This is a genomic window from Chelatococcus sp. XZ-Ab1, assembly GCF_029309855.1.
In the GTDB taxonomy this organism is placed as follows: Bacteria; Pseudomonadota; Alphaproteobacteria; order Rhizobiales; family Beijerinckiaceae; genus Chelatococcus_A; species Chelatococcus_A sambhunathii.
In genome coordinates, this window is record NZ_JARKII010000008.1 from 132,666 (window position 1) to 152,066 (window position 19,401).

At 62.4% G+C, this 19,401-nt stretch carries 11 protein-coding genes and 1 tRNA gene; 1 reads left to right on the forward strand and 11 read right to left on the reverse strand.

What is annotated here, in order from left to right; translation table 11 throughout:
* Nucleotides 1-105 precede the first annotated feature (105 nt).
* Complete coding sequence (pyc, locus tag P2T65_RS13535) at nt 106-3,549, reverse strand: pyruvate carboxylase (RefSeq protein ID WP_276199953.1); 3,444 nt, start codon at nt 3,547-3,549, stop codon at nt 106-108.
* A 247-nt stretch (nt 3,550-3,796) separates the two neighbouring features.
* Between pyc and P2T65_RS13540 the strand changes: the two genes are divergently transcribed.
* Nucleotides 3,797-3,888: transfer RNA gene (locus tag P2T65_RS13540), tRNA-Ser, on the forward strand.
* Between the two features lie 271 nt (nt 3,889-4,159).
* On the opposite strand, the gene P2T65_RS13545 is transcribed toward P2T65_RS13540, so the two are convergent.
* The 10 genes from P2T65_RS13545 to P2T65_RS13590 all read right to left on the reverse strand — a co-directional run bounded on the left by P2T65_RS13545 (nt 4,160) and on the right by P2T65_RS13590 (nt 19,247).
* Complete coding sequence (locus P2T65_RS13545; RefSeq protein ID WP_276199954.1) at nt 4,160-4,894, reverse strand: hypothetical protein; 735 nt, start codon at nt 4,892-4,894, stop codon at nt 4,160-4,162.
* Complete coding sequence (gene pglZ / locus P2T65_RS13550) at nt 4,891-6,945, reverse strand: BREX-3 system phosphatase PglZ (RefSeq protein WP_276199955.1); 2,055 nt, start codon at nt 6,943-6,945, stop codon at nt 4,891-4,893. The genes P2T65_RS13545 and pglZ overlap by 4 nt, the downstream gene beginning before the upstream one ends.
* Nucleotides 6,942-9,761 (reverse strand): helicase-related protein, encoded by a 2,820-nt coding sequence (locus P2T65_RS13555; RefSeq protein WP_276199956.1) that lies wholly within the window; start codon nt 9,759-9,761, stop codon nt 6,942-6,944. Before P2T65_RS13555 ends, pglZ begins: the two co-directional genes overlap by 4 nt.
* A gap of 8 nt (nt 9,762-9,769) precedes the next feature.
* Complete coding sequence (locus tag P2T65_RS13560; RefSeq protein ID WP_276199957.1) at nt 9,770-12,598, reverse strand: DNA methyltransferase; 2,829 nt, start codon at nt 12,596-12,598, stop codon at nt 9,770-9,772.
* Between the two features lie 5 nt (nt 12,599-12,603).
* Nucleotides 12,604-16,299 (reverse strand): DUF6079 family protein, encoded by a 3,696-nt coding sequence (locus P2T65_RS13565; RefSeq protein WP_276199958.1) that lies wholly within the window; start codon nt 16,297-16,299, stop codon nt 12,604-12,606.
* Nucleotides 16,296-16,805: a BREX-3 system P-loop-containing protein BrxF gene (gene brxF, locus P2T65_RS13570; RefSeq protein ID WP_276199959.1), complete on the reverse strand. Its 510-nt coding sequence runs from the start codon at nt 16,803-16,805 to the stop codon at nt 16,296-16,298. Before brxF ends, P2T65_RS13565 begins: the two co-directional genes overlap by 4 nt.
* Before the next feature lies 1 nt (nt 16,806).
* Nucleotides 16,807-17,001 carry a helix-turn-helix domain-containing protein gene (locus tag P2T65_RS13575; RefSeq protein ID WP_276199960.1) on the reverse strand — a complete coding sequence of 65 codons (195 nt, stop codon included), beginning with the start codon at nt 16,999-17,001 and terminating at the stop codon, nt 16,807-16,809.
* An 85-nt stretch (nt 17,002-17,086) separates the two neighbouring features.
* Complete coding sequence (locus tag P2T65_RS13580) at nt 17,087-17,491, reverse strand: hypothetical protein (RefSeq protein WP_276199961.1); 405 nt, start codon at nt 17,489-17,491, stop codon at nt 17,087-17,089.
* Nucleotides 17,488-18,804, reverse strand: a complete 1,317-nt coding sequence (locus tag P2T65_RS13585) for a recombinase family protein (RefSeq protein WP_276199962.1) — start codon at nt 18,802-18,804, stop codon at nt 17,488-17,490. Before P2T65_RS13585 ends, P2T65_RS13580 begins: the two co-directional genes overlap by 4 nt.
* The gene (locus P2T65_RS13590) at nt 18,801-19,247 is read right to left on the reverse strand and encodes a DUF2924 domain-containing protein (protein WP_276199963.1); all 447 of its coding nucleotides are present in this window, start codon (nt 19,245-19,247) and stop codon (nt 18,801-18,803) included. The genes P2T65_RS13585 and P2T65_RS13590 overlap by 4 nt, the downstream gene beginning before the upstream one ends.
* Nucleotides 19,248-19,401: the final 154 nt, after the last annotated feature.

Consider the following 19,401-nt stretch of genomic DNA (forward strand, 5'->3'; position numbering starts at 1 on the left):
CATGCGGCAGGCCGAGCGGTCTCGTCCGTAAGCGTGCTTGCGGCGACAGTCTAATCATAGCCTCGATTCCGGCTTTGCGCGACTGCCTTTTCGCGGGGACCGCCTCTATTCGAAAACGACGAGCAGATCCTTGGCTTCGACAGGTGTGGCGGGCGCCACCACGACCTCGGCGACGCGCCCGTCGCGGCCGGCGTGGATAGCGGTCTCCATCTTCATGGCCTCGATGGTGAGAAGGATGTCGCCGGCCCGGACCTCCTGCCCCGCCTTGACGGCCACCGTGGCGACGGCGCCGGGCATGGGAGCGGCGACATGCTTCTCGTTCGCCTCGTCGGCCTTGCGGCGCACCGGCCGGCTCGCCGCGGCGGCGCGGTTCGGGACTTTGATCATGCGTGGCTGGCCGTTGAGCTCGAAGAAAACCCGTACCTGCCCCTCCTCGTCCGTATCGCCCACGGCCTGCAGGCGGATGACGAGGGTCTTGCCCTTCTCGATGGTGACGGCGATGTCGTCGCCCACCTGCATGCCATAGAAGAAGACCGGCGTCGGCAGGGACGATACGGGTCCATACTTGCGGCTCGCTCCGCAGAACTCGGCGAAGACCTTCGGATACATCAGGAAGGAGGCCAGTTCCCGCTCGCTGACGGCGCGGCCGCAGCGCTTCTCGGCTTCCGCGCGCGCGGCAGAAAGATCGGCCGGCGGCAGCAAGGATCCCGGCCGGGCCGTGGCCGGTGTCTCGCCCTTCAACACCTTGCGCTGCAAGGCCTCGGGCCAGCCGCCGGGCGGCTGGCCGAGGTCGCCGCGCAGCATCTCGACGACCGAAGCCGGAAAGGCGATGTCGCGCTTCTCGTCGAGCACGTCCGCCGGCGTGAGCCCCTGCGCCACCATCATCAGCGCCATGTCGCCGACAACCTTGGACGAAGGCGTGACCTTCACGATATCGCCGAAGAGGTCGTTGGCCGCCCGGTAGGCCTTGGCCACCTCGTGCCAGCGCGTCTCCAGGCCAAGCGAGCGCGCCTGCTCCTTGAGATTGGTGAACTGGCCGCCCGGCATCTCGTGGAGATAGACCTCGGAGGCGCCGGACTTCAGGTCGCTCTCGAAAGCCGCGTATTGGGTGCGCACAGCCTCCCAGTAGAAGCTGAGCTGGCGGATGGCCTCCGGGTCGAGCCCGGTGTCCTCGTCCGTGTGGCGCAGGGCCTCGACGAGCGAGCCGAGGCAGGGCTGGGACGTCGCACCGGACATGGCGTCCATCGCCGCATCGAAGGCGTCGACCCCGGCGGCGACCGCCGCCAGCACGCTCGCTGCCGCGATGCCAGAGGTGTCGTGCGTGTGAAGGTGGATCGGCAGGCCGACCTCCTCGCGCAGCGCCTTGACCAGCACCCTGGCCGCCGCGGGCTTCAGCAGCCCCGCCATGTCCTTGATGCCGAGGATGTGGCAGCCGGCCTTCTCAAGGTCCTTCGCGAGGCCAACGTAATAGCTGAGGGAGTACTTGGCGCGGGTAGGGTCGAGGATGTCGCCGGTGTAGCAGATGGCCCCTTCCGCCAGCTTGCCCGCCTCGCCGACGGCGTCGATGGCGACCCGCATGTTCTCGACCCAGTTGAGGCAGTCGAACACGCGGAAGAGGTCCATGCCCGCCTCCGCCGCCTGGCGGACGAAATGGCGCACGACATTGTCGGGATAATTGGTGTAGCCGACGCCGTTCGCCCCGCGCAGCAGCATCTGCAGGAGCACGTTCGGCACCTTCTCGCGCAGCAGTGCGAGACGCTCCCACGGGTCCTCGGTGAGGAAGCGCATGGCGACGTCGAAGGTGGCGCCGCCCCAGCATTCGAGCGAGAAGAGCTGCGGCAGGCCATTGGCATAGGCCTCCGCCGCGCCGGCGATGTCGAAGGTGCGCATGCGCGTGGCAAGGAGCGACTGGTGCGCGTCGCGCATCGTGGTATCCGTGACGAGCGCCCGGCGCTCGGCGCGCATCCACTCGGCAAAGCCTTTCGGTCCCAGGCGGTCGAGCACCCGGCGCGTGCCTTCCACGCCGGACGGCGCCGGAAAGACGGGCGCCTGCGGCGGACGGGCCTCGGCCGGCGGGCGGGCGCGGCCCTTCACCTCCGGATGGCCGTTCACGGTCACGTCGGCGATATAGGTGAGCAGCTTGGTCGCTCGGTCGCGCCGCCGCGGCGCGCTGAAGAGCTCCGGCGTCTCGTCGATGAAGCGGGTGGTGTAGTCGTTGCCGCGGAACTTCGGATGCGACAGCACCGCCTCGAGGAAGAAGAGGTTGGTGGCGACGCCGCGGATGCGGTATTCGCGCAGCGCCCGGTCCATGCGGGCGATGGCCTCGCCCGGCGTCGGCGCCCAAGCCGTCACCTTCTCCAGCATCGGGTCGTAGAAACGGGTGACGACGGCCCCGGAATAGGCCGTGCCGCCGTCGACGCGGATGCCGAAGCCGAAGGCGCCACGGTAGGCGGTGATGCGGCCGTAGTCCGGGATGAAGTTGTTCTCCGGGTTCTCCGTGGTGATGCGGCATTGCAGGGCGTGGCCGTCGAGCACGATCTCGGACTGCGGCGGAATGCCGGTCTCTGCGGCGACGCCCAGCCGCCCGCCCTCGGCAATCCGGATCTGCGCCTTGACGATGTCGAGCCCGGTGACGACCTCGGTTACCGTATGCTCCACCTGGATGCGCGGGTTGACTTCGATGAAGTAGAAGGCGCCCGTGTCGGCATCCATGAGGAACTCGACCGTGCCGGCGCCGACATAATCCGTCGCCCGGCCGATCTTAAGTCCCGCCTCGCACAGGGCGGCGCGGGTCGCCGCGTCGAGATAGGGCGCCGGCGCGCGCTCGATCACCTTCTGATTGCGGCGCTGGATGGAGCAGTCGCGCTCGAAGAGGTGGACGAGGTTGCCGTGCCTGTCGCCGAGGAGTTGCACCTCGACATGGCGGGCGCGGCGCACGAGCTTCTCGAGATAGACCTCGTCCTTGCCGAAGGCGGCCTTCGCCTCGCGCCTCGCGCTCATGACGGCGTCGATGAGCTTGTCCTCGCTCTCGATGGGGCGCATGCCGCGTCCGCCGCCGCCCCAGGAGGCCTTGAGCATCACGGGATAGCCGATCTCGGCGGCAAGGCGCCTGATCTCGGCAGGATCCTCCGGCAGCGGGTCGGTCGCGGGCATCACCGGCACGCCGACCGAAATGGCGAGGTTGCGCGCCGCCACCTTGTTGCCGAGCGTGCGCATCGTTTCGGGCTTCGGCCCGATGAAGACGATACCGGCAGCGGCACAGGCCTCGGCGAATTCCGGGCTTTCGGACAGGAAGCCATAGCCGGGGTGGATGGCGTCGACCCGCGCTTCTTTCGCGACACGGATCACCTCGTCGATCGAAAGATACGCCTCGAGCGGCCCCTTGCCCCTGCCGACCTGATAGGCCTCATCCGCCTTGAAGCGGTGCAGCGAGAGCTTGTCCTCCTCCGCATAGATCGCCACCGTCTGGATGCCGAGTTCCGTCGCCGCTCGAAACACGCGAATGGCGATCTCGGAGCGGTTGGCAACCAACAGGCGCTTGATCTTCATGCAGGCCCCCTCAAACAGCGCAAAGCTCTTTTGCCATACACGCAATGCAGCAGGGCGCAAACAACGGAATCATCATGTCATTTGGCTCCGCGCCCACGCATGCCGCTGCGCTGCAGCATCCCTTCGGCCACGCGCACTCCCCGCCCCTCACCGAGAAAGCAGGCTGGCCGCGGCCCAAAGTGGCGGTGCATGACCCAACTGGCATGTTGACCGGAATCCGCGAAAAGGTTAGGGCTTGGCCGCCGCAGGAGACGTGGCCGAGTGGCTGAAGGCGGCGGTTTGCTAAACCGTTATACGTGGTAACACGTATCAGGGGTTCGAATCCCCTCGTCTCCGCCAGTTTCACCCCGTCGAACATTCTCCGTTCGCGAGGCTGTGGGTGAATTCCCCAAGGAAGCGCGCGATTCAGTCGCAAACCTCTGGACTGCGGCACGATTCGATATCGCCCCTGGCGTTCTCTCTCCGCCGTTTTTCTCTCGACCTCTGGACTAAACCGGCGCGACTACGGACTTGTAACGTATTGGTTTTGAACAACATTCCGCACAGGGCTATCCCGTAGCGTTGGAATCCCCTTCGCTCGGCAAACAACCTATGCCGACGAAGGTGATCGTCAGGCCAACTCGACGAAGTCGCTTTGATCGCCCTGACGTTGAACGCGAAGGCATGGGTGCTTCCTGAGTGTTGCGGCGGTCAGCTCCAGCTTGAACGGAAAGATGGATGGGTGGCTGACCAGCTGTGAAAGTGACATGCCGCGTCCTTGGCTCAGCATGACACCGTGCACCAAGAGCTCCGCGATCTCTTCGGAGACCCGGATTGGGTTGCGAGCGACGACCAGTGATCCCTTCTCCGAGCCGGGCTTCAGCACCCCCCACTGAGCCATGGATTTGAGTACATGCTGGATTGTGCGCTCCAACGTAGAGCGGTCGCCCCATGATTCCGTCATACGGCGCTTGATCTGCGATCTGTTGGCTTGGCCATGCAGTGCGAGAAGCTTTCCGACATGCGTGGCAACATCGAAAAAGAAAGGGTGCGTAGCCACCACCATGGCCCAGTGAACAGCCACACGGTTCTCGCCATTTGCTGCAACGAGGCACTTGAGAGCGCGGTCTCGCAACGGTTCGACCTGCTCCGGCACCGTTAGCCAGATACGGGTCAGGACCGTAAGGGTCTTTCCACGGCCACTGCTGTTGGTGTTGCCCGGAACGAGGTCTTCGAGAAAGTCCCACAGGAACTTCCGTGTCTCCGTGGGAAGCTCGCCTCTGGAGACCCGTGCGGCGGCAATATCGAGCCATTCGATATGGATCGTTCGATCGAAGCCGATCGTGGTCTTTCTTCCCGTACTCATGCCGATCTCGCCACCGTCACGAAGGGCACGATGGCTTCCTCGATACATATTCCGCCATGCGCCACCGTTCTTTTTCCTTCACCAATGAAGGCGCGTAGCGGTGGGGCTATCAAGGCGAGATAGTCATCGGGTAACCCGACGCTCGGCCACTCCAGAGTTCCCGGATATTTCGCCGAGGTACTGGATCGCAGCAGAGCGTCCCGGAACACATGGACCCTCTCCCCGCGCTCGTCGGCTGTCACGCCAACGTTTGGCTTTCCTATGCCGATCCCCTCAACGTTTCCATGATCGGCGGTGACAACAACTTCAAAATCGCGATCAAGCAAAGCGTCCAGGAGGCGCCAAAGCGAACCCCTCTTGGCCCAATGACGGACCCCGGCATGCATCCCATCGGTGCCAGTGACAATTCCGTGCAGCATCTGATCGATTGTCCCGACCACGATGCCCGCGATCCTGCAGCGCGGCTCGTCGAGCTTCCCGCTAACCCTGGCGATGAAGGCGTCGTCGTCTTCCAGGGTACCCTGACACGCATAGACGGCGTCGCCTTTCCGGAGACCGCGATCTTCCCAGAAGCGAGACCAGTGCTGCTCTTCCTTGCGCGTCGTGTCGAGACTCTGCCCAAAAAAGAACGGAGGATCGCCCGCAAAGATCGACTGGCGCGACACCGACGTCAGTGTCGGCACCCAGGCGAAGGCGCCGAATTCCTCGGTTACCCATTGCCGATGCGGCATTTCCTGACGGACGACCGCCCACTGGTCCATGGCCAGACCGTCGATGATAACGACAGCCAGCTTCGCCGTGGCTCCCTTCGCGGAAAGCCGATGGGCCATGTATTTTGGAATCTGATGAACCATGACCGGGCGAGGCAAGTACGAGAGGCTGTGCAAAGTGGCGTAGTGCGCGTCCATCCATGCATAAAAGCTCTGCTCGATCAGCTGGTGTGCAGCGTTGAAGCGATCCTTGTCCTCGGGCGCCACATCTCCGGGCAGAGACCAACGCAATGCAACAATCTCGGCCCACCGAGCCGCCGCCTGAACCCACCCATGATGATCGCTGCTCGGCGTTGGGCTGTTTGAGTGCAATAGGTCCAAAAGCCTTCGGAAGCGCGATGTGTCGTCGGCGGACTGGTATCCCGCCACACCTACAGCCATCCACGTTCCTTCGACGAGCGATCGAGAGACTGTGTTCGTCGGGGTTAGCAAACCGTCCGTGAAAAGATTGTCGACGTAGACCCGCACATCGTCGTGGTCGAAAGGGAGATGCTTGGGACCTGTGAACTGCAGACCGTACGATTCGGACTCCTCGCGCAGTCCATCGTCTTGCGAGTCCAAACGATCCTGCAAGAAGATCGGCCATCTCTCTTGCAGGAACTCCAGAAAGCTCGCGCGGCTAGGGAGAATCTGATCGAGCGGCCAATCGTGCCATCGCCCGGTGGATCGCAGCAGATGGATCAAGCGCTGATCCAGTGACTGGGGAACTATCTTGCCGCTGTAGTGGCGCCGCAGAAGGGCGCGGAGCAGGTCTGCATCGCTTTGTATTTGTGCGGGATCGAGGCGAAACACGTTCCGCAGAAGAAAGTCCCGCGTCGCGTTCTCGCCCATAGGCTCTGGCTTGAAAAGCTGCTGGGCGGCAGACACGGCATCAAGATCACCCCGATCCAGCTCGGAAAGGACATGCGGGGCGAGCGAAGGGAAAAGCTCCGCGAGACTGAACGAAAGCAACCGCCTGTCGCGCTCCGCCTGCTGAAGCAGGTCAAAGGGAAGGCCGCTGATGTCCGAGCGCGCCGCTCGCAGGACGACGACCAGGTTTGTGTCGCTGCCGTTGTCCCAAACCTCCCGGAAACGTCGCTCATAGGCGTACCGAAATGCGACGTGGTCCTCGAAAGGCACGATCTCGAATCCGCGCTGGCGGATACCATCAACGATACCCTGTTCCGTCAGCAGCTCGTCTGGGTCCGCCACGACAGTCAAACGCGCGACACTGGCGATGTCGCGGCTGAACTGCGCCAGAATGGGCTCGCGCCACGTGCCGCTGGGCAGCGAGGTGCTCATGCGCGGGCTCCCATCGGCGCCACGCGAACCATGAGGACGGCGGCGAGATCAGGGAGCGCGGCTTCCCGCGCCGCAAGTTCTCGGTTCCATGCCTGTTCTTCGCCCCCCAAAATCCGAAGACGATGCGCCCGAACCTGGGGTAACCCGAGCCGCTCGATGGCACGCCGGCGCGATGAGAATGCATGCGTGCCCTTCTTGCGCTCACGCATGATGCTCATCTGATGAGAAGCAATCAGCTCCTCAAACACCGCAGCGCCCTGCGCTTCGGCAGCCTTGCGGCTGGCATCGAACGCATTCACCGCGGTGGAACCTGAAATCTCCTCACCCGGTTGGCTCAGACCGTTGGGTAGGTCGATCAAGCGTTCCCAGATCGTGCGGGCTGTCGGTCCAAACACGCGGCCGTCCTCGGCGAGGAAAAGAGCCAGAAAGCGCTGCTCCCGCCCGCCGGACGTGTGCAGGCTGATCCGCCACAACGACCAGAACCCGCTCGTCTTGTCGGAAACGTCGGGGACGACGATGGTCGGTATCGGTTGGCCCGGCGCGAAGACGGGCAGGCTATTTGTGAGTCCCCGGACCCTCTCGTCTTCAAGTGAAAGCAGGGTGGCGCCTGGCTGATCTGCGTCCTCTCGGTTGAACACTGCCGTGAGGCATGTCTCCCCATTGGGCCAGCGAAGGTCGTGGCCCATAGCGGCCGCCTTGGCGGATGCGCCCGCTGACTCCTGGCTGCGCAGATAGCCGATGGTCATCCGCTCGGTCCAATAGGGCATCTGATGGCTTGCGATCTTCTGCGCCGCAGAAGGGTCCAACCGCTCGGTTGCTCCGAGTAGTCTGGAACCGGCTTGGGCCTCCTCTGCTCGCCGGCGTATCTCGTCCGCGACACCGGCCGCTCGCTGTTCTGCATCCTCGGGCGCGATCATCGCTTGCGCAAACAGAGTCTCGAAAGGTACGCCGCCGTCCTCGGAATCGAGCACATCGGACAGCTTGTCGACGCCAAACTCCTCAAGAATTCTTGCGAGCTTCTCTTCCAACACCTCGCGGACACGAAGCTCAACGGTATCGGCGAGCGCGAAATTCATGGCGCGCACGATGTGCTTCTGCCCGATGCGATCGACACGGCCGATCCGCTGCTCGATCTTCATCGGGTTCCACGGGAGGTCGTAGTTCACGATCACGTGGCAGAATTGGAGGTTCAGACCTTCGCCGCCTGCATCGGTGGAGATCATGATCTGTGCGTTGGTCGCAAAGCGGCGCTGTGCTTGCCGCCGTTCCTCTAGATCCATCGCGCCATTGAGCGACACGACGGTGAAACCGCGACGCTCAAGAAAATCAGCAAGCATCACCTGGGTCGGTACGAACTCCGTGAAGATCAGCACCTTGAGGGTCGGGTCGTTCTCCTCGCGCTGTTGCTGCTGAATGCGTTCGAGCAGCGCCTCAGCCTTGACGTCCGGACCGCTGGCTTCGCAGCGGCGCGCGGCCGACAATAGGAGCTCCACCTCCTTGCGCTCGTCCTTGAGGCCTTTCAGGCGCGTCTTCAGGATGGTATCGAGCTGTTGCTGACCATCCAGCGCCGACCAGTCCTCCCCCACATCCTCTGGGAACAGCGAAAGCTGGCCCTGGGGTAGATCGAGCACCGCCAGTCTTCGTTCCAGGGATGTGCGGATCGCAGCAGTGCTGGAGGTGATCAGCCGCTGCATGAGGATCATTAGGAAGCCCACGGCGGTCTGCTTTTCCTTGATGGCGCGGTTGTAGCCGTCGCGCACGTACTCGGTCACAGCGTCATAGAGTGCGCGCTGCTCCGCGTGCGCCGCCCCCCATTCGATCGGCACCAGCTGCGTGAAGCGCGGCTTGAAGAGCGGGTTCCCTTCGGCGTCGATCGCGCGGCGTTTCTCAGTGCGGATGACGAAGGGAGCGACCGCTTCGCGCGAGATCGCGTCGTCACCGGGAAGCGCGTCAGCGTCGAGAAAGCCGATCAGCCTGCGGAAGGCGTCAGACTTCCCCTGGTGCGGCGTCGCTGACAGTAACAGCAAGTATGGCGCCGCCTGCGAAAGGGCATCACCCAGTTTGAAGCGGGCGACCTGCTCGGTGCTGCCGCCAATGCGATGGGCCTCGTCGATGATGATCAGGTCCCATCCTGCCGAGACCAAGTCTTCGAACCGTTCGCGATTGTAGCGGGCGAGCTGCTCCTGACTCCAGCCGCGGCGGGAGTCGATCGGCTTCACCGAGTCGAGCGGACAGATGACCTGTTGGTGCATGCGCCACAGGTTCTCGTTCTCGTCGATGGCGCCCGCCTGACGGAGTGCACTCAGGCTACCGGGAAGGATGAGCCGGAAGTCCTCGCTGAAGTGGGTCTTCATTTCCGATTGCCACTGCAGCACCAATCCCGCAGGAGCGACGACGAGGATTCTCCGCACGAGCCCGCGTATCTTCAGCTCGCGCAGGATCAAACCAGCCTCGATAGTCTTGCCGAGCCCCACCTCGTCTGCCAGCAGATAGCGGATGCGGTCGCCGGAGATGGCGCGCTGCAGAGCGAGCAGCTGGTGGGGCAGCGGGATGACCGTGCCTTCCAGCGGAGCGACCAACGCGTCCCGCTCCAGAGAGTCGGCAATGCGCGCGGCGGCGCTGACATAGGAAAGGCGGTCGAGGAGATGAGACTCGCCCGATTTCAGTGGAGCGAGACGCTTCTGCAGCACCCGGACGGCAGTCCCGCGGCGCGGCAGCCAGACGAGGCAGGTCGCTTGTCCCCACAGCGTGTCGGTATCGACGACGCGGCAGGGTTCATCATGATCGATGCTGTGCCACCACTCGCCTGCCTGCATGCGTCACCTCACTCATCACCGAGACGCATGCTCGCGACGTCGTAGTACATCAACAGCTTCTCGTCTTCCTGGAGGACGTTCTCCGGCAGCTTCGCGGCGACGTTGACGATGGTCCTGTAGTCCTGCCCCTCATAGGCGGACTTGAAGCCGGCGCGTACCGCTTCGGTACGGAACAGCTTCAGCTTGCGTTCCTTGGCGTTCTTGTAAGTCTCGAATTCGGTCAGCAGCGCCTTCTCGCGCAGCTTCTCCAGATCACCCTGCTTGCCCGGATCGGGCACATACCAGCGATCCGCCGCCTTGGCGGTCAGTGCCGGATCATCCTTGGCGAGGTTGCGAAACTCTTTGTAGTTCGTGGACAGGTACGAATGGATCTGGCTCGGCACCGGTCCATTGCCGTCGTAATGAATGCAATTCTGCCGTAGGATTTCCTTGAGCTCGACCGTCTGCTCGTGCTTCGCCCAGTTCTGGATTTCGCGCATAAACAGGGGCTGGAGGTCCTGGAAGCTGCGCGGCTTGTCTTGAAGCTCGCGGCGCACCCACTGAATGGCGCTCGCTTCGTCGGTCACGAAAAGGCTCAGCTGGCGTAGCTCGGCCGCGGTATTGCGTTTACGGTCGTACTCGGCGACCTGCGTGGGCAGGAAGTACATGCCGTCACGCTCGGGATAGCGTTGGTTCAGGCCGCCTAGAAACTCCGCTGTCGAAAGCGGCACGGAAAGTTGGCGCTGCACATGGAAGGCGACCATCCGATCGTGAAGCACCTGCGCGGTGCGCTCGGCGACAACGTCCGCGATGCCATCGACACTGGAGAACACCGGGACATGGCCGAGATGCTCGGTCACGAAGGCCCAGGCGTTTTCCGGCGACGACGTCCCTAACGCAAAGCGCTTAGTCAAAGCCTCAGTCGGCTTGTAGGCGGAGATGACGAGGTCCTGCTTGACCGCGGTGCTCGTCACTTGCCGATAGGAGCCTTGCTGCTTGTCGAGCGTCCTGACGTCCGCGACAACGAATCCAGCGGTCCCAAGCGCTTCCTGTATCACCCGCCAAACGGCATTTGCCGAATTGCTGAAGACGACCGTCATCCAGCGGCCCGGCTTCAGGACGCGAGCATACTCATCGAAGCATGCGCGCATGAGCGACTGATAGTCGAGAATGCTCTTCTCTTTGCCGCTATCGACGATGGCCTCCGGATCGGAGTCCGTTATGACGCGATGCCAAGACTCCACGAGATAGTTGAGATCGGCATAGTAGATGTTTTCGCCGAACGGCGGATCAGTGAAAATATAATCGATCGTATCGTCCGCAATCTGAATTGACGAACAAGTCCCTGTTTGCGTCGAAACAAAATTCTTCCTGTTCGCCAATTTTGCAAATGTTGAATCGAGGCGCTTTAACTTCCCCTCTAACACATACCATGGGCTTGGCTCTGCGTTTTGAGATGCTACATAATACACGCCTGTTAAGTACTGATTGACCTGAGAGAACCCTGTTGGACGATACCTGTTCAAAAGGGACATCGTCCAAATTGCCTGCTCAACGAAAAACAGCAGAGCGTTACGAATGCGGCCATCGCGTTCGGCGGATGCCCGGCGCCATAGGGAAGCAAGCGCATGTGCTGGACGCGGAAGAAAAAGATGGTGGACGTGTGTGAAGCCCTTCGGCGCGAGACGTGAGCCATGCGACATATATTCGATAGGAAAAGCGTTTGTCGGTAATTCGCGAGGAATTTCGAGTGTGCCTATACGCTCGATGGTCTCGAGGTCTTGTTGGTCTGGCACCTTCTCGTGCGTCGTATTGCCAACGCGATAGTTTATGAATGCCGGACGAAATCGCACTCGTTTCCAGGGTTGCTTAGTCGCCGGATCAATGAGCGTCTCAAAATCCCGCTCAAGATTGTCCTTCGTTAACTCCGCAGAGCAATGCGGGCACGGAAATTCATCGCGGGTCCGCTTCGTACTCCCATCGAGAGCCTCTTCAACGAAGTTGACCTCACCAGCGCATTCCGGGCAGGTGAAAACCTCGCTCCAGACCGTGAAATTGATACTGCCTTTGGTCTTTCCATCAGTATGGAGCGTCTCATACATCCATCCGAGTTCTTTCTGCACATCGGAAAGGATGCGCTGCGCGGCTCTGGAAAAGGCTGTGACATTGAATGGCACCGTGTAGTTCGCAGCAATGAAGCTAGCGGCCGGGCCGAGATCGTTTAGGACTGCTCGGCGCGCGCCCCATTTCGGCTTCGGCAGCCCCTGTTTCGACCAATCCGCCTCGAGCTGCTTGCGATACTCCGCCGGCGCCAAACCGCACCACTGGGCGGCCACGCCCGTCATGCCTGAGCCCGCGAAACCATCGAGCACGATATCGCCCGGCTCCGTGTAATGGAGGATCGACGGAACGATCGCGAGATGCGGCACCTTCGTGTGGTAGCCATGCGCCTTGTAGAGCGCGTCGGTCTTCCCGACGCTCGTGTCGACCGCGAAGGGGTCGCGCTCATAGAGCTCCTTCGGATCGTAAGGCTTGCCGTACACGCGCACGAAGTCGGCGAGGAAGGGATTGGGACAAGCGGTGTACCAAGGAGCGTCGGACATCCGGACGATGTCCTCATCAGTCCCCTTGGGGAATCCCGGGGTCTTGCGGAACTCGGGATCGGCCAGCTTCTCCCGCAGCCGATCGGTAAAATAGGCCCGGCGCGCGTCCTCGCTTTCGAACGTCATTCCGAGACATTCGATCTTGCCCTTCTCCAGAGCCTGCTGCTCAACCGACTTGTCGACCAAGCGGAGTTGCCCCGACCCCTCGATGAAGAGATCACCGTCGTCATTCCTGGATTTCCGCTTCTGCGCCATGCCGGTCAGTCCCGCTTGATGAGGATGCGGACCTTGGACGCGTCCTTGCCTTTGGTCAGGTTGGCGACGTAGCGGTCGAAGCGCTCCTTCAGATCGCTGATGGTGCACGGTAGCCCACCATCGGAGAGTGCGGCTTGCAGCTCGGCGCCGCCGAACGTCACCGGCTGTAGGCCACCCAGCACCTCCTGCAACGCCTTCACGAAAGCCGGGCTGACTGGATCTGGCAGGGTCTTGCTCTTCAGGAAGCCCTGCAGTTCGCGCTTTCCAACAGGATCGGTGACAAGCTCGATATTGCCCGACACGGTCGGGTCTTCGAGATTGGTGCGCAGCGTGTCCGTCCATCCACGAACGATGGCGTCCAGCGTCTCGTCGAGATCAGCGAGGGTCTTCTTCGCGGCTGCACTGCCAGCCGGCTCCTCGGCCGGTCGGAAACCGCAATGCGGACAGAGAGGATCGCTGTCCAGGTCTGGACGCCCAAGCTGGAAGCAGGTCTTCAGCGCAAACAGCTTGTTCTCGAAATCCCGCAGCTGCGGCGTCGGCATCATTTCGACGTTGGCGATCTTCTGAATTTGCGCGAGGCGAGAATCCTTGGCGAGATTTGCCTTGCGCTTGTCGTCGTTCGCGCCGAGGCGGGCGCGCTCGTGCGCGGCCAGATAGGCGTCTTGATACTTGGTCTTCAGATCGCCCAGCGTCTGGGTCAGAAGCCGCTTGAAATCGGCTTCCGAGCGCTGCTTGGGACTCGCGATCCTGGCCATAAGATCGGCACGCGCAGTTCGGACGGCATCCTGCCAAGGATGGCTGGCGTCGAGCAGCGCCTCCGCCTTGCCGAGGTAGGACGTCAGCGGGTTGGTCTGCTGGAGCACCGTGCCAAGCTCGTCGATGTCGCGGGCGAGGTCGATCGCCGGTTTCTGGCCGAGCACCGCCGCGGAATCGTGTGGGAAGTTCTTGAGCTTGCCGGAGGTATTGAAAGGCTGGAGCGATTCCAGGAACCCCTTCAGGCTGCCGAGCCGGTCTTTCCAGTCCTTCTGCTCCTGGTCGGAGAGAATGGGGCGGCCCCAGAAGACCAGGTCGGGAATGCGCGCCTGCGCGGCGACGACCTTGCCGAGAAGCTCGCCGGCGCGCTGCTGAATCTTGGCCACGCCGTCATCCCGGTTCGCCGGATTGACGATGAGGCCCTTTGGCACGTCGAGCAGGTCGCACAGGTCCTGGAGCGGCCCGAGCGGCAGATCGCGCGGGCGATCAATGTGCTTGAACTCCGTGACCTCGGCGATGCCAATCTTTGCGAATTGGTCGATGCTGGCGGCGTCCACCTTCTTGCCGGCGAGGCTGAGGACGATGTCGCCGCTGTGAACCAGCGCGGCCAGGACCACGCTCAAAAACTCAGGCTCTATGCGAAACTTCGTCCAGTAGTCGACGCCCGCTTCGGACGCGACCAGCTCGGATCGATTGAGGACCTGGCCTTGGCCCTTCTGGCTCAAGGCGTCGAGCACGTGCTTGGCGTAGCGAGAGTTGCGTGGCTTGAGCGTCTCGCCGTCCAGCAGTTCCAAAGCATCGAGAATTGCCGTGCCCTGCTTGCTCTTCACGCCGCCGGCGATCCACCGCAATGCCTCCTGCGCGGCCTGGTCGCGGTTCTGCCGCGTGACCAGAACGCTGAAGATCGGATACTCTGGGCTTCGATCGGCAAAGTGGGGCGCCAACAGCGCCGAGCCTGCCGTGTTGACGTAGTCCTTGACCGTCGCATTGGGCGGAAGCTTGCCACGGACGACTTCCTGCAGCGTCTTGGACCGTCCCTGATGCACGACCTCAACCGCCGTCGGCATATGTTCGCGGAGCCAAGATGTCAGGGTGCGGAGATGGTCGCCGGCCTTGTCCTCATAGATCTTCTTGTTGCTGCCGGAAGCGGCGGCGGCCTGTTCACGCGCGCCGGCATAGAGGCGCAACGTCCGATCGAACGTGTCGTCGCGATCCTTCAGCTTGAAGAAGACCTCATCCGCCTTCTTCTCATCCTTGAAATAGGGCGTGTCGAACGGCTGCAGGAAATAGAGATAGAAATCGCGTGCGGGCTGCGCGGTCGAGCGCTCGTTCGGAGCGCCGAAGAACAGGTACCCGCTTCGGCCGGCGCGCCGTTCCCGCCACTCGATCTCGTGTTCCCAAATGCGATACCCGGTGACATAGGGGGCGGCATCAGGGTCTTCGAGGACCACGCGCCGCAGAGCATCGAAGTAGTAGCGATCCAGCTGCGCATCGCTGAGGGTCTCGGCTCGCTTCTCGATGAGGGAGTCGAAATCGACATCCTTTTTCAAGTCGAGGAAGTACTGGCCGTTTTCCTTATTGAAGCTGAGGAACTGACCGCTCACCGTGCGCAGCAGCTCCTTCAGCACGGTCTCGACGAGCGTGCGGAGGAAGCCGGCGTCCTTTTCGGGAACGGGCAGCATCAGGCAGAGATCGTCACGCAGCTCCTCCGCTGTCGCTCCAATCGGCGCATAGATGTCGGACGTTGTCAGCCGGTGCACAGACAGCGCGTGCACGATCCGGATCGCCGCAGGCTTGTACTGCGGGCGGGTGAAGGCTTGCTGGACGCGCGCGTCGAGGACGCCACTGCGATCGATGACTTCCTTGATGGCGGGATCGGATCGGAATGACGGATTGTCCCGCAACACGCTCCAGTAGGAATCGTAGGCAATGAGTCCGGTATCGTTTGCCGGGACTTCGAGATCGATGATGCGGCGAATTGCGGCGCTGAGCGTCTTCAGGACCTCGCGCTTTTCGGCCACGTATACGCGTTCGAACGTGTCGAGATAGGCTGGGTGCACGGGGAAGAGGCGGACGAATTCCTCCATGCGTTCGTTCATCGAGCCGTAGAGCGGCGCGAACTGCTTCAGGTGCTCACGGATCAACGCCTGCTGCTTGGCGTCCTTCTTCAGAATTCGTTCGGCCACGACAAAAGCGACATCGTCACGAGCAATGCGGACCTGCTCGAACCGATCCTTCACGCGCCGGAGCGTGTCGGCGACGAACTGAAAGCGCGGATTGTCGAACAGGCTTTCTTGCACGCCGGCGATGAAGCGAAAGCGAGAGCCTTTGCAGACCTCACCAAGCTCCCGGAGGAAAGAAAGATCGAGGCTTAGGGCTTGGTCCGCGCGAGAGCGCAGATAGTCGAGAAGCTCATCGAGAACGAGGATGAGACCGCGATCGGGGTGCTTGGCCTGAAACGCGGCCATCATCTCCTGGAAAGCAGACTTGTTCTCGTGGCGATCGTCGGTGGACGGGAATTCGTAGGTGACTCCGAGCCGCGCCAGTCCATCCTCCAGGACCGAACACACAATGTCCCGCAGAGACATCGTGGTGGAACCGATCTCGGCACGGATCACCCGGAAACGGCCGGCGACCTCTGCGGCCTTCTCAGCGACCTTTGGATTCGTCATCCGCGAAACGAGATCGGCATGCTCGGCGATTGCCGAGATGACGGCCATAAGGTGCGACTTGCCCGTACCGTAATTGCCGACGACGAGAATGCCCTTGTTGTCGGCTGGCTTGCTGAACTGCAGCTGCGGAAACACGAGTTCGCCGAGCAGATCGGCCATTCGGTCGGAGATGACGAATGTTTCGACCAGACGACGGGCGTCTGCGGCGGTGTCGGCTTCCCGGAGCTGGACGACCGTTTCAATTGGCTCGAACTGAATGAGGTCTGAGTATTTCATTTCGTCTCCTCCCCAGGCGATCCATCTGGCTGATCGGCGTCGCCGGCCTTGACGATCACCGCTTGGGGCGTCGGATATCGGCGAGCTTCTGGATGGCCGGGCTCCGCATATGTCAGAGCGGCACCATCAAAGTGTCCCGGCCATGCTGCAACGATCGTCCGGTTCCGGGAGAGTGATTGAAGCAGCTTGAGAGGATCCTGCGCTAGCTCTGTAGCGAAGAGCAGCTCGATATTATCCAGCAAAATGACCTTGGAATTCTCATCCCGCAGGGTGTCGTCAAGAATGCCCGCGACTCGGACAGCACGCTGCCGATGCGTCAGCTCGAGGAGCTTCTCCGACAAACAGAGATTGACATTGACCCTTGGCCACTTGTGCTGCGCGGCCAGCTCTGTGAGGGCGGCGGTCTTGCCCGCGCGTGCCGGCCCTACTGCCAAGATCAACTTGTAATACGTGTCCTGCGTCTTGGGCAGGACGTCCTGGATCTGAGTCGAAAGCGAAGTGGCCACGTCAGTTCCTCCCTTCATCACGGGAGGCTTCCTTCTGCTGCTCGATCCAGCGGTCGATATCGACGCGCTTGAACCGCCACTGCCCGCGCACCTTGAAGGCCGGTAGCTGGCTCTTTTGAGCCATGGTGTAGACGGTCTTCTCGGCGACCTTCAGCAATTGGGCCACCTCCGGCAGCGTTAGAATTTCGTCCGGCATAGAACCGGTCCCTCCTGGAAAGGATGGCAAAGGGTGCCAGAAGTTGCCGGAGTACGCCAGAGGAATCGCCGAAGGCGGGTTGTCACTAACCCAAGAGGCGCTCGCGTTGCATCGACCATGCGACGGGATGAGGGTTTAGCAAGACATCCAGTTGAATTCCGGGCGGCTGCCGTCCGTCCAGAATCGCCTCGACGATGTCCGGCGCGAGCAGGGTCAGGCGCAGGACCCGGCACAGGTAGGACTGGTTGATCTTCTCGGCCTCGGCCAGTTCGGCCACCGAGGCGAATCGGCCGCTCTCCAGAAGCCGCTTCCAGCGATGGGCTCGCGCGATGGCCTTGACCATGGTGTTGTCGACCCGCGGGCGCGGCGTTCCCCAGGTTGCGCCATCCGGCGCTATTACCTGCTTCCGCCCCCCGCGTTTTCGAAGGGTCAGCGGCACGCGGACGGTCAGCGTGCGCCCTTCGTTCGTAGCGGCGCCGCGCTTTGTCATGCTGCGTCCCGCCGACTGGCTGCGATGCCGCCAAGGTCACGAACCAGATGGGCCAGCCCATCGACGCGGAGCCGAATATCCACGCCGTCGTGTCCGACGTCGATGCGCTCGACGAGAAGCTGGATGATCCGCGTCTGCTCGGCCGGGAACAGTTCATCCCAAAGCGGGTCGAGCCCCTCCAAAGCCTCCCTGACATCGGCCTCGGACAAACCATCGACCTCGGGCCGTGCCGATCGCCAAGTGCCGATAATCACCTCCGGCGCACGCAATAGGCCGCGCAACTGGTCGATTACAGCGGTCTCGATCTCTGCGGCCGGCACGCGTCCGACAGGGCACGCCTCAGGCCCGCGCTTCAGGACTGACTGGCTGACATAATAGCGGTAGAGCTTGTCGCCACGCCGCGTGTGGGTTGGCGTCATGGCGCAGCCGGTCGGGCCGAAGATCAATCCCTTGAGCAGTGCTGGCGTCGAAGCGCGCGTGCGCCCGGCGCGAACCCTGGGGCTCTCGCGCAGGATCCCGTGAACCTTATCCCAAAGGGTGCGACTGATAATTGCCGCGTGTTCGCCGGGATAGGCTGTGCCCTTGTGGACCGCCTCGCCAATGTAGACCCGGTTGTTCACCAGCTTGTAGAGGAAGCCTTTGTCGATCAACCGACCGCGTCGTGTTTTGATCCCTTCGGCAGCGAGCGTGCGGGCAAGTGCCGTCGCCGAGCCCACTTCGAGGAACCGCTCGAAGATCATGTGAACGGTCGCAGCTTCTCCCTCGTTGATAACGAGCTTGCGGTGCCTGACCTCGTAGCCGAGCGGGACAAAGCCGCCCATCCACATACCCTTCTTGCGGCTTGCCGCGAACTTGTCGCGGATGCGCTCGCCGATGACCTCCCGCTCAAACTGGGCGAACGAAAGCAGGATGTTCAGAGTCAGCCGGCCCATCGACGTCGTCGTGTTGAAGGATTGCGTGACGCTGACGAAGGTGACGCTGCCGCGATCGAACACTTCCACCAGCTTGGCGAAATCCATCAGCGACCGGCTGAGCCGGTCGATCTTGTAGACCACGACCACGTCGACGCGACCGTCCTCGATATCGGCGAGCAGGCGCTTCAACGCGGGGCGCTCCAGCGTGCCGCCCGAGAAGCCGCCATCATCGTAGCGGTCAGCTAATTCGACCCAACCTTCCGACTTCTGGCTGGCGATGTAGGCTTCGCAAGCCTCGCGCTGTGCGTCGAGACTGTTGAACTCCATGTCCAGACCTTCTTCGGTGGACTTTCGGGTGTAGACCGCACAGCGAAGTTTCCGGATCGCCGTTTTCGTCATAATTGGCCTCGCCGGTTCTTGAGGCCGAAGAAGACCCAGCCGTTCCAGCGCGTCCCGGTGATGGCGCGCGCGATGGCGGAGAGCGAGCGGTAGGGACGCCCCTGCCATTCATAACCGTCGTTCAGCACCGTGACGGTGTGCTCGACGCCCTGCCACTCGCGGATCAGCCGCGTGCCGGCGATCGGCTTGTCGTCGGCGCGGATCCGGCGCAGCACGATGTTGCCACCGTCGAGCTGCTCGCCCAGCGCTTCGAGGCGTTCGACGGTCGCCGGTTTCAAACCGCCATAAGCCAATTCCTGGATCCGATAGGCGAGCCGGCTTTCCAGGAAGCGCCGATTGTAAGGTGGCGCCTCCGTGTCGAAGAGTTCGCGCCACTGCTTCTTGAGGTCAGGCGTCGGCGTGGTCTTCAGCGCCGCCAGCCGAGCCAGGATGCTGTCTGTCATGGTCATGCGTCTCCATTGCAAATTGGAGTTCCATGACCGCTCCGGTCGGGCGGGAAGTGAAGGCAACTTTCTCCGCGGTCGCCAGATACTTGCCTTGACTGGCGTGTCTTGAGCCGAACCAGCCCGCGCGCAAGAATCCTGCAGACCTCCCCGA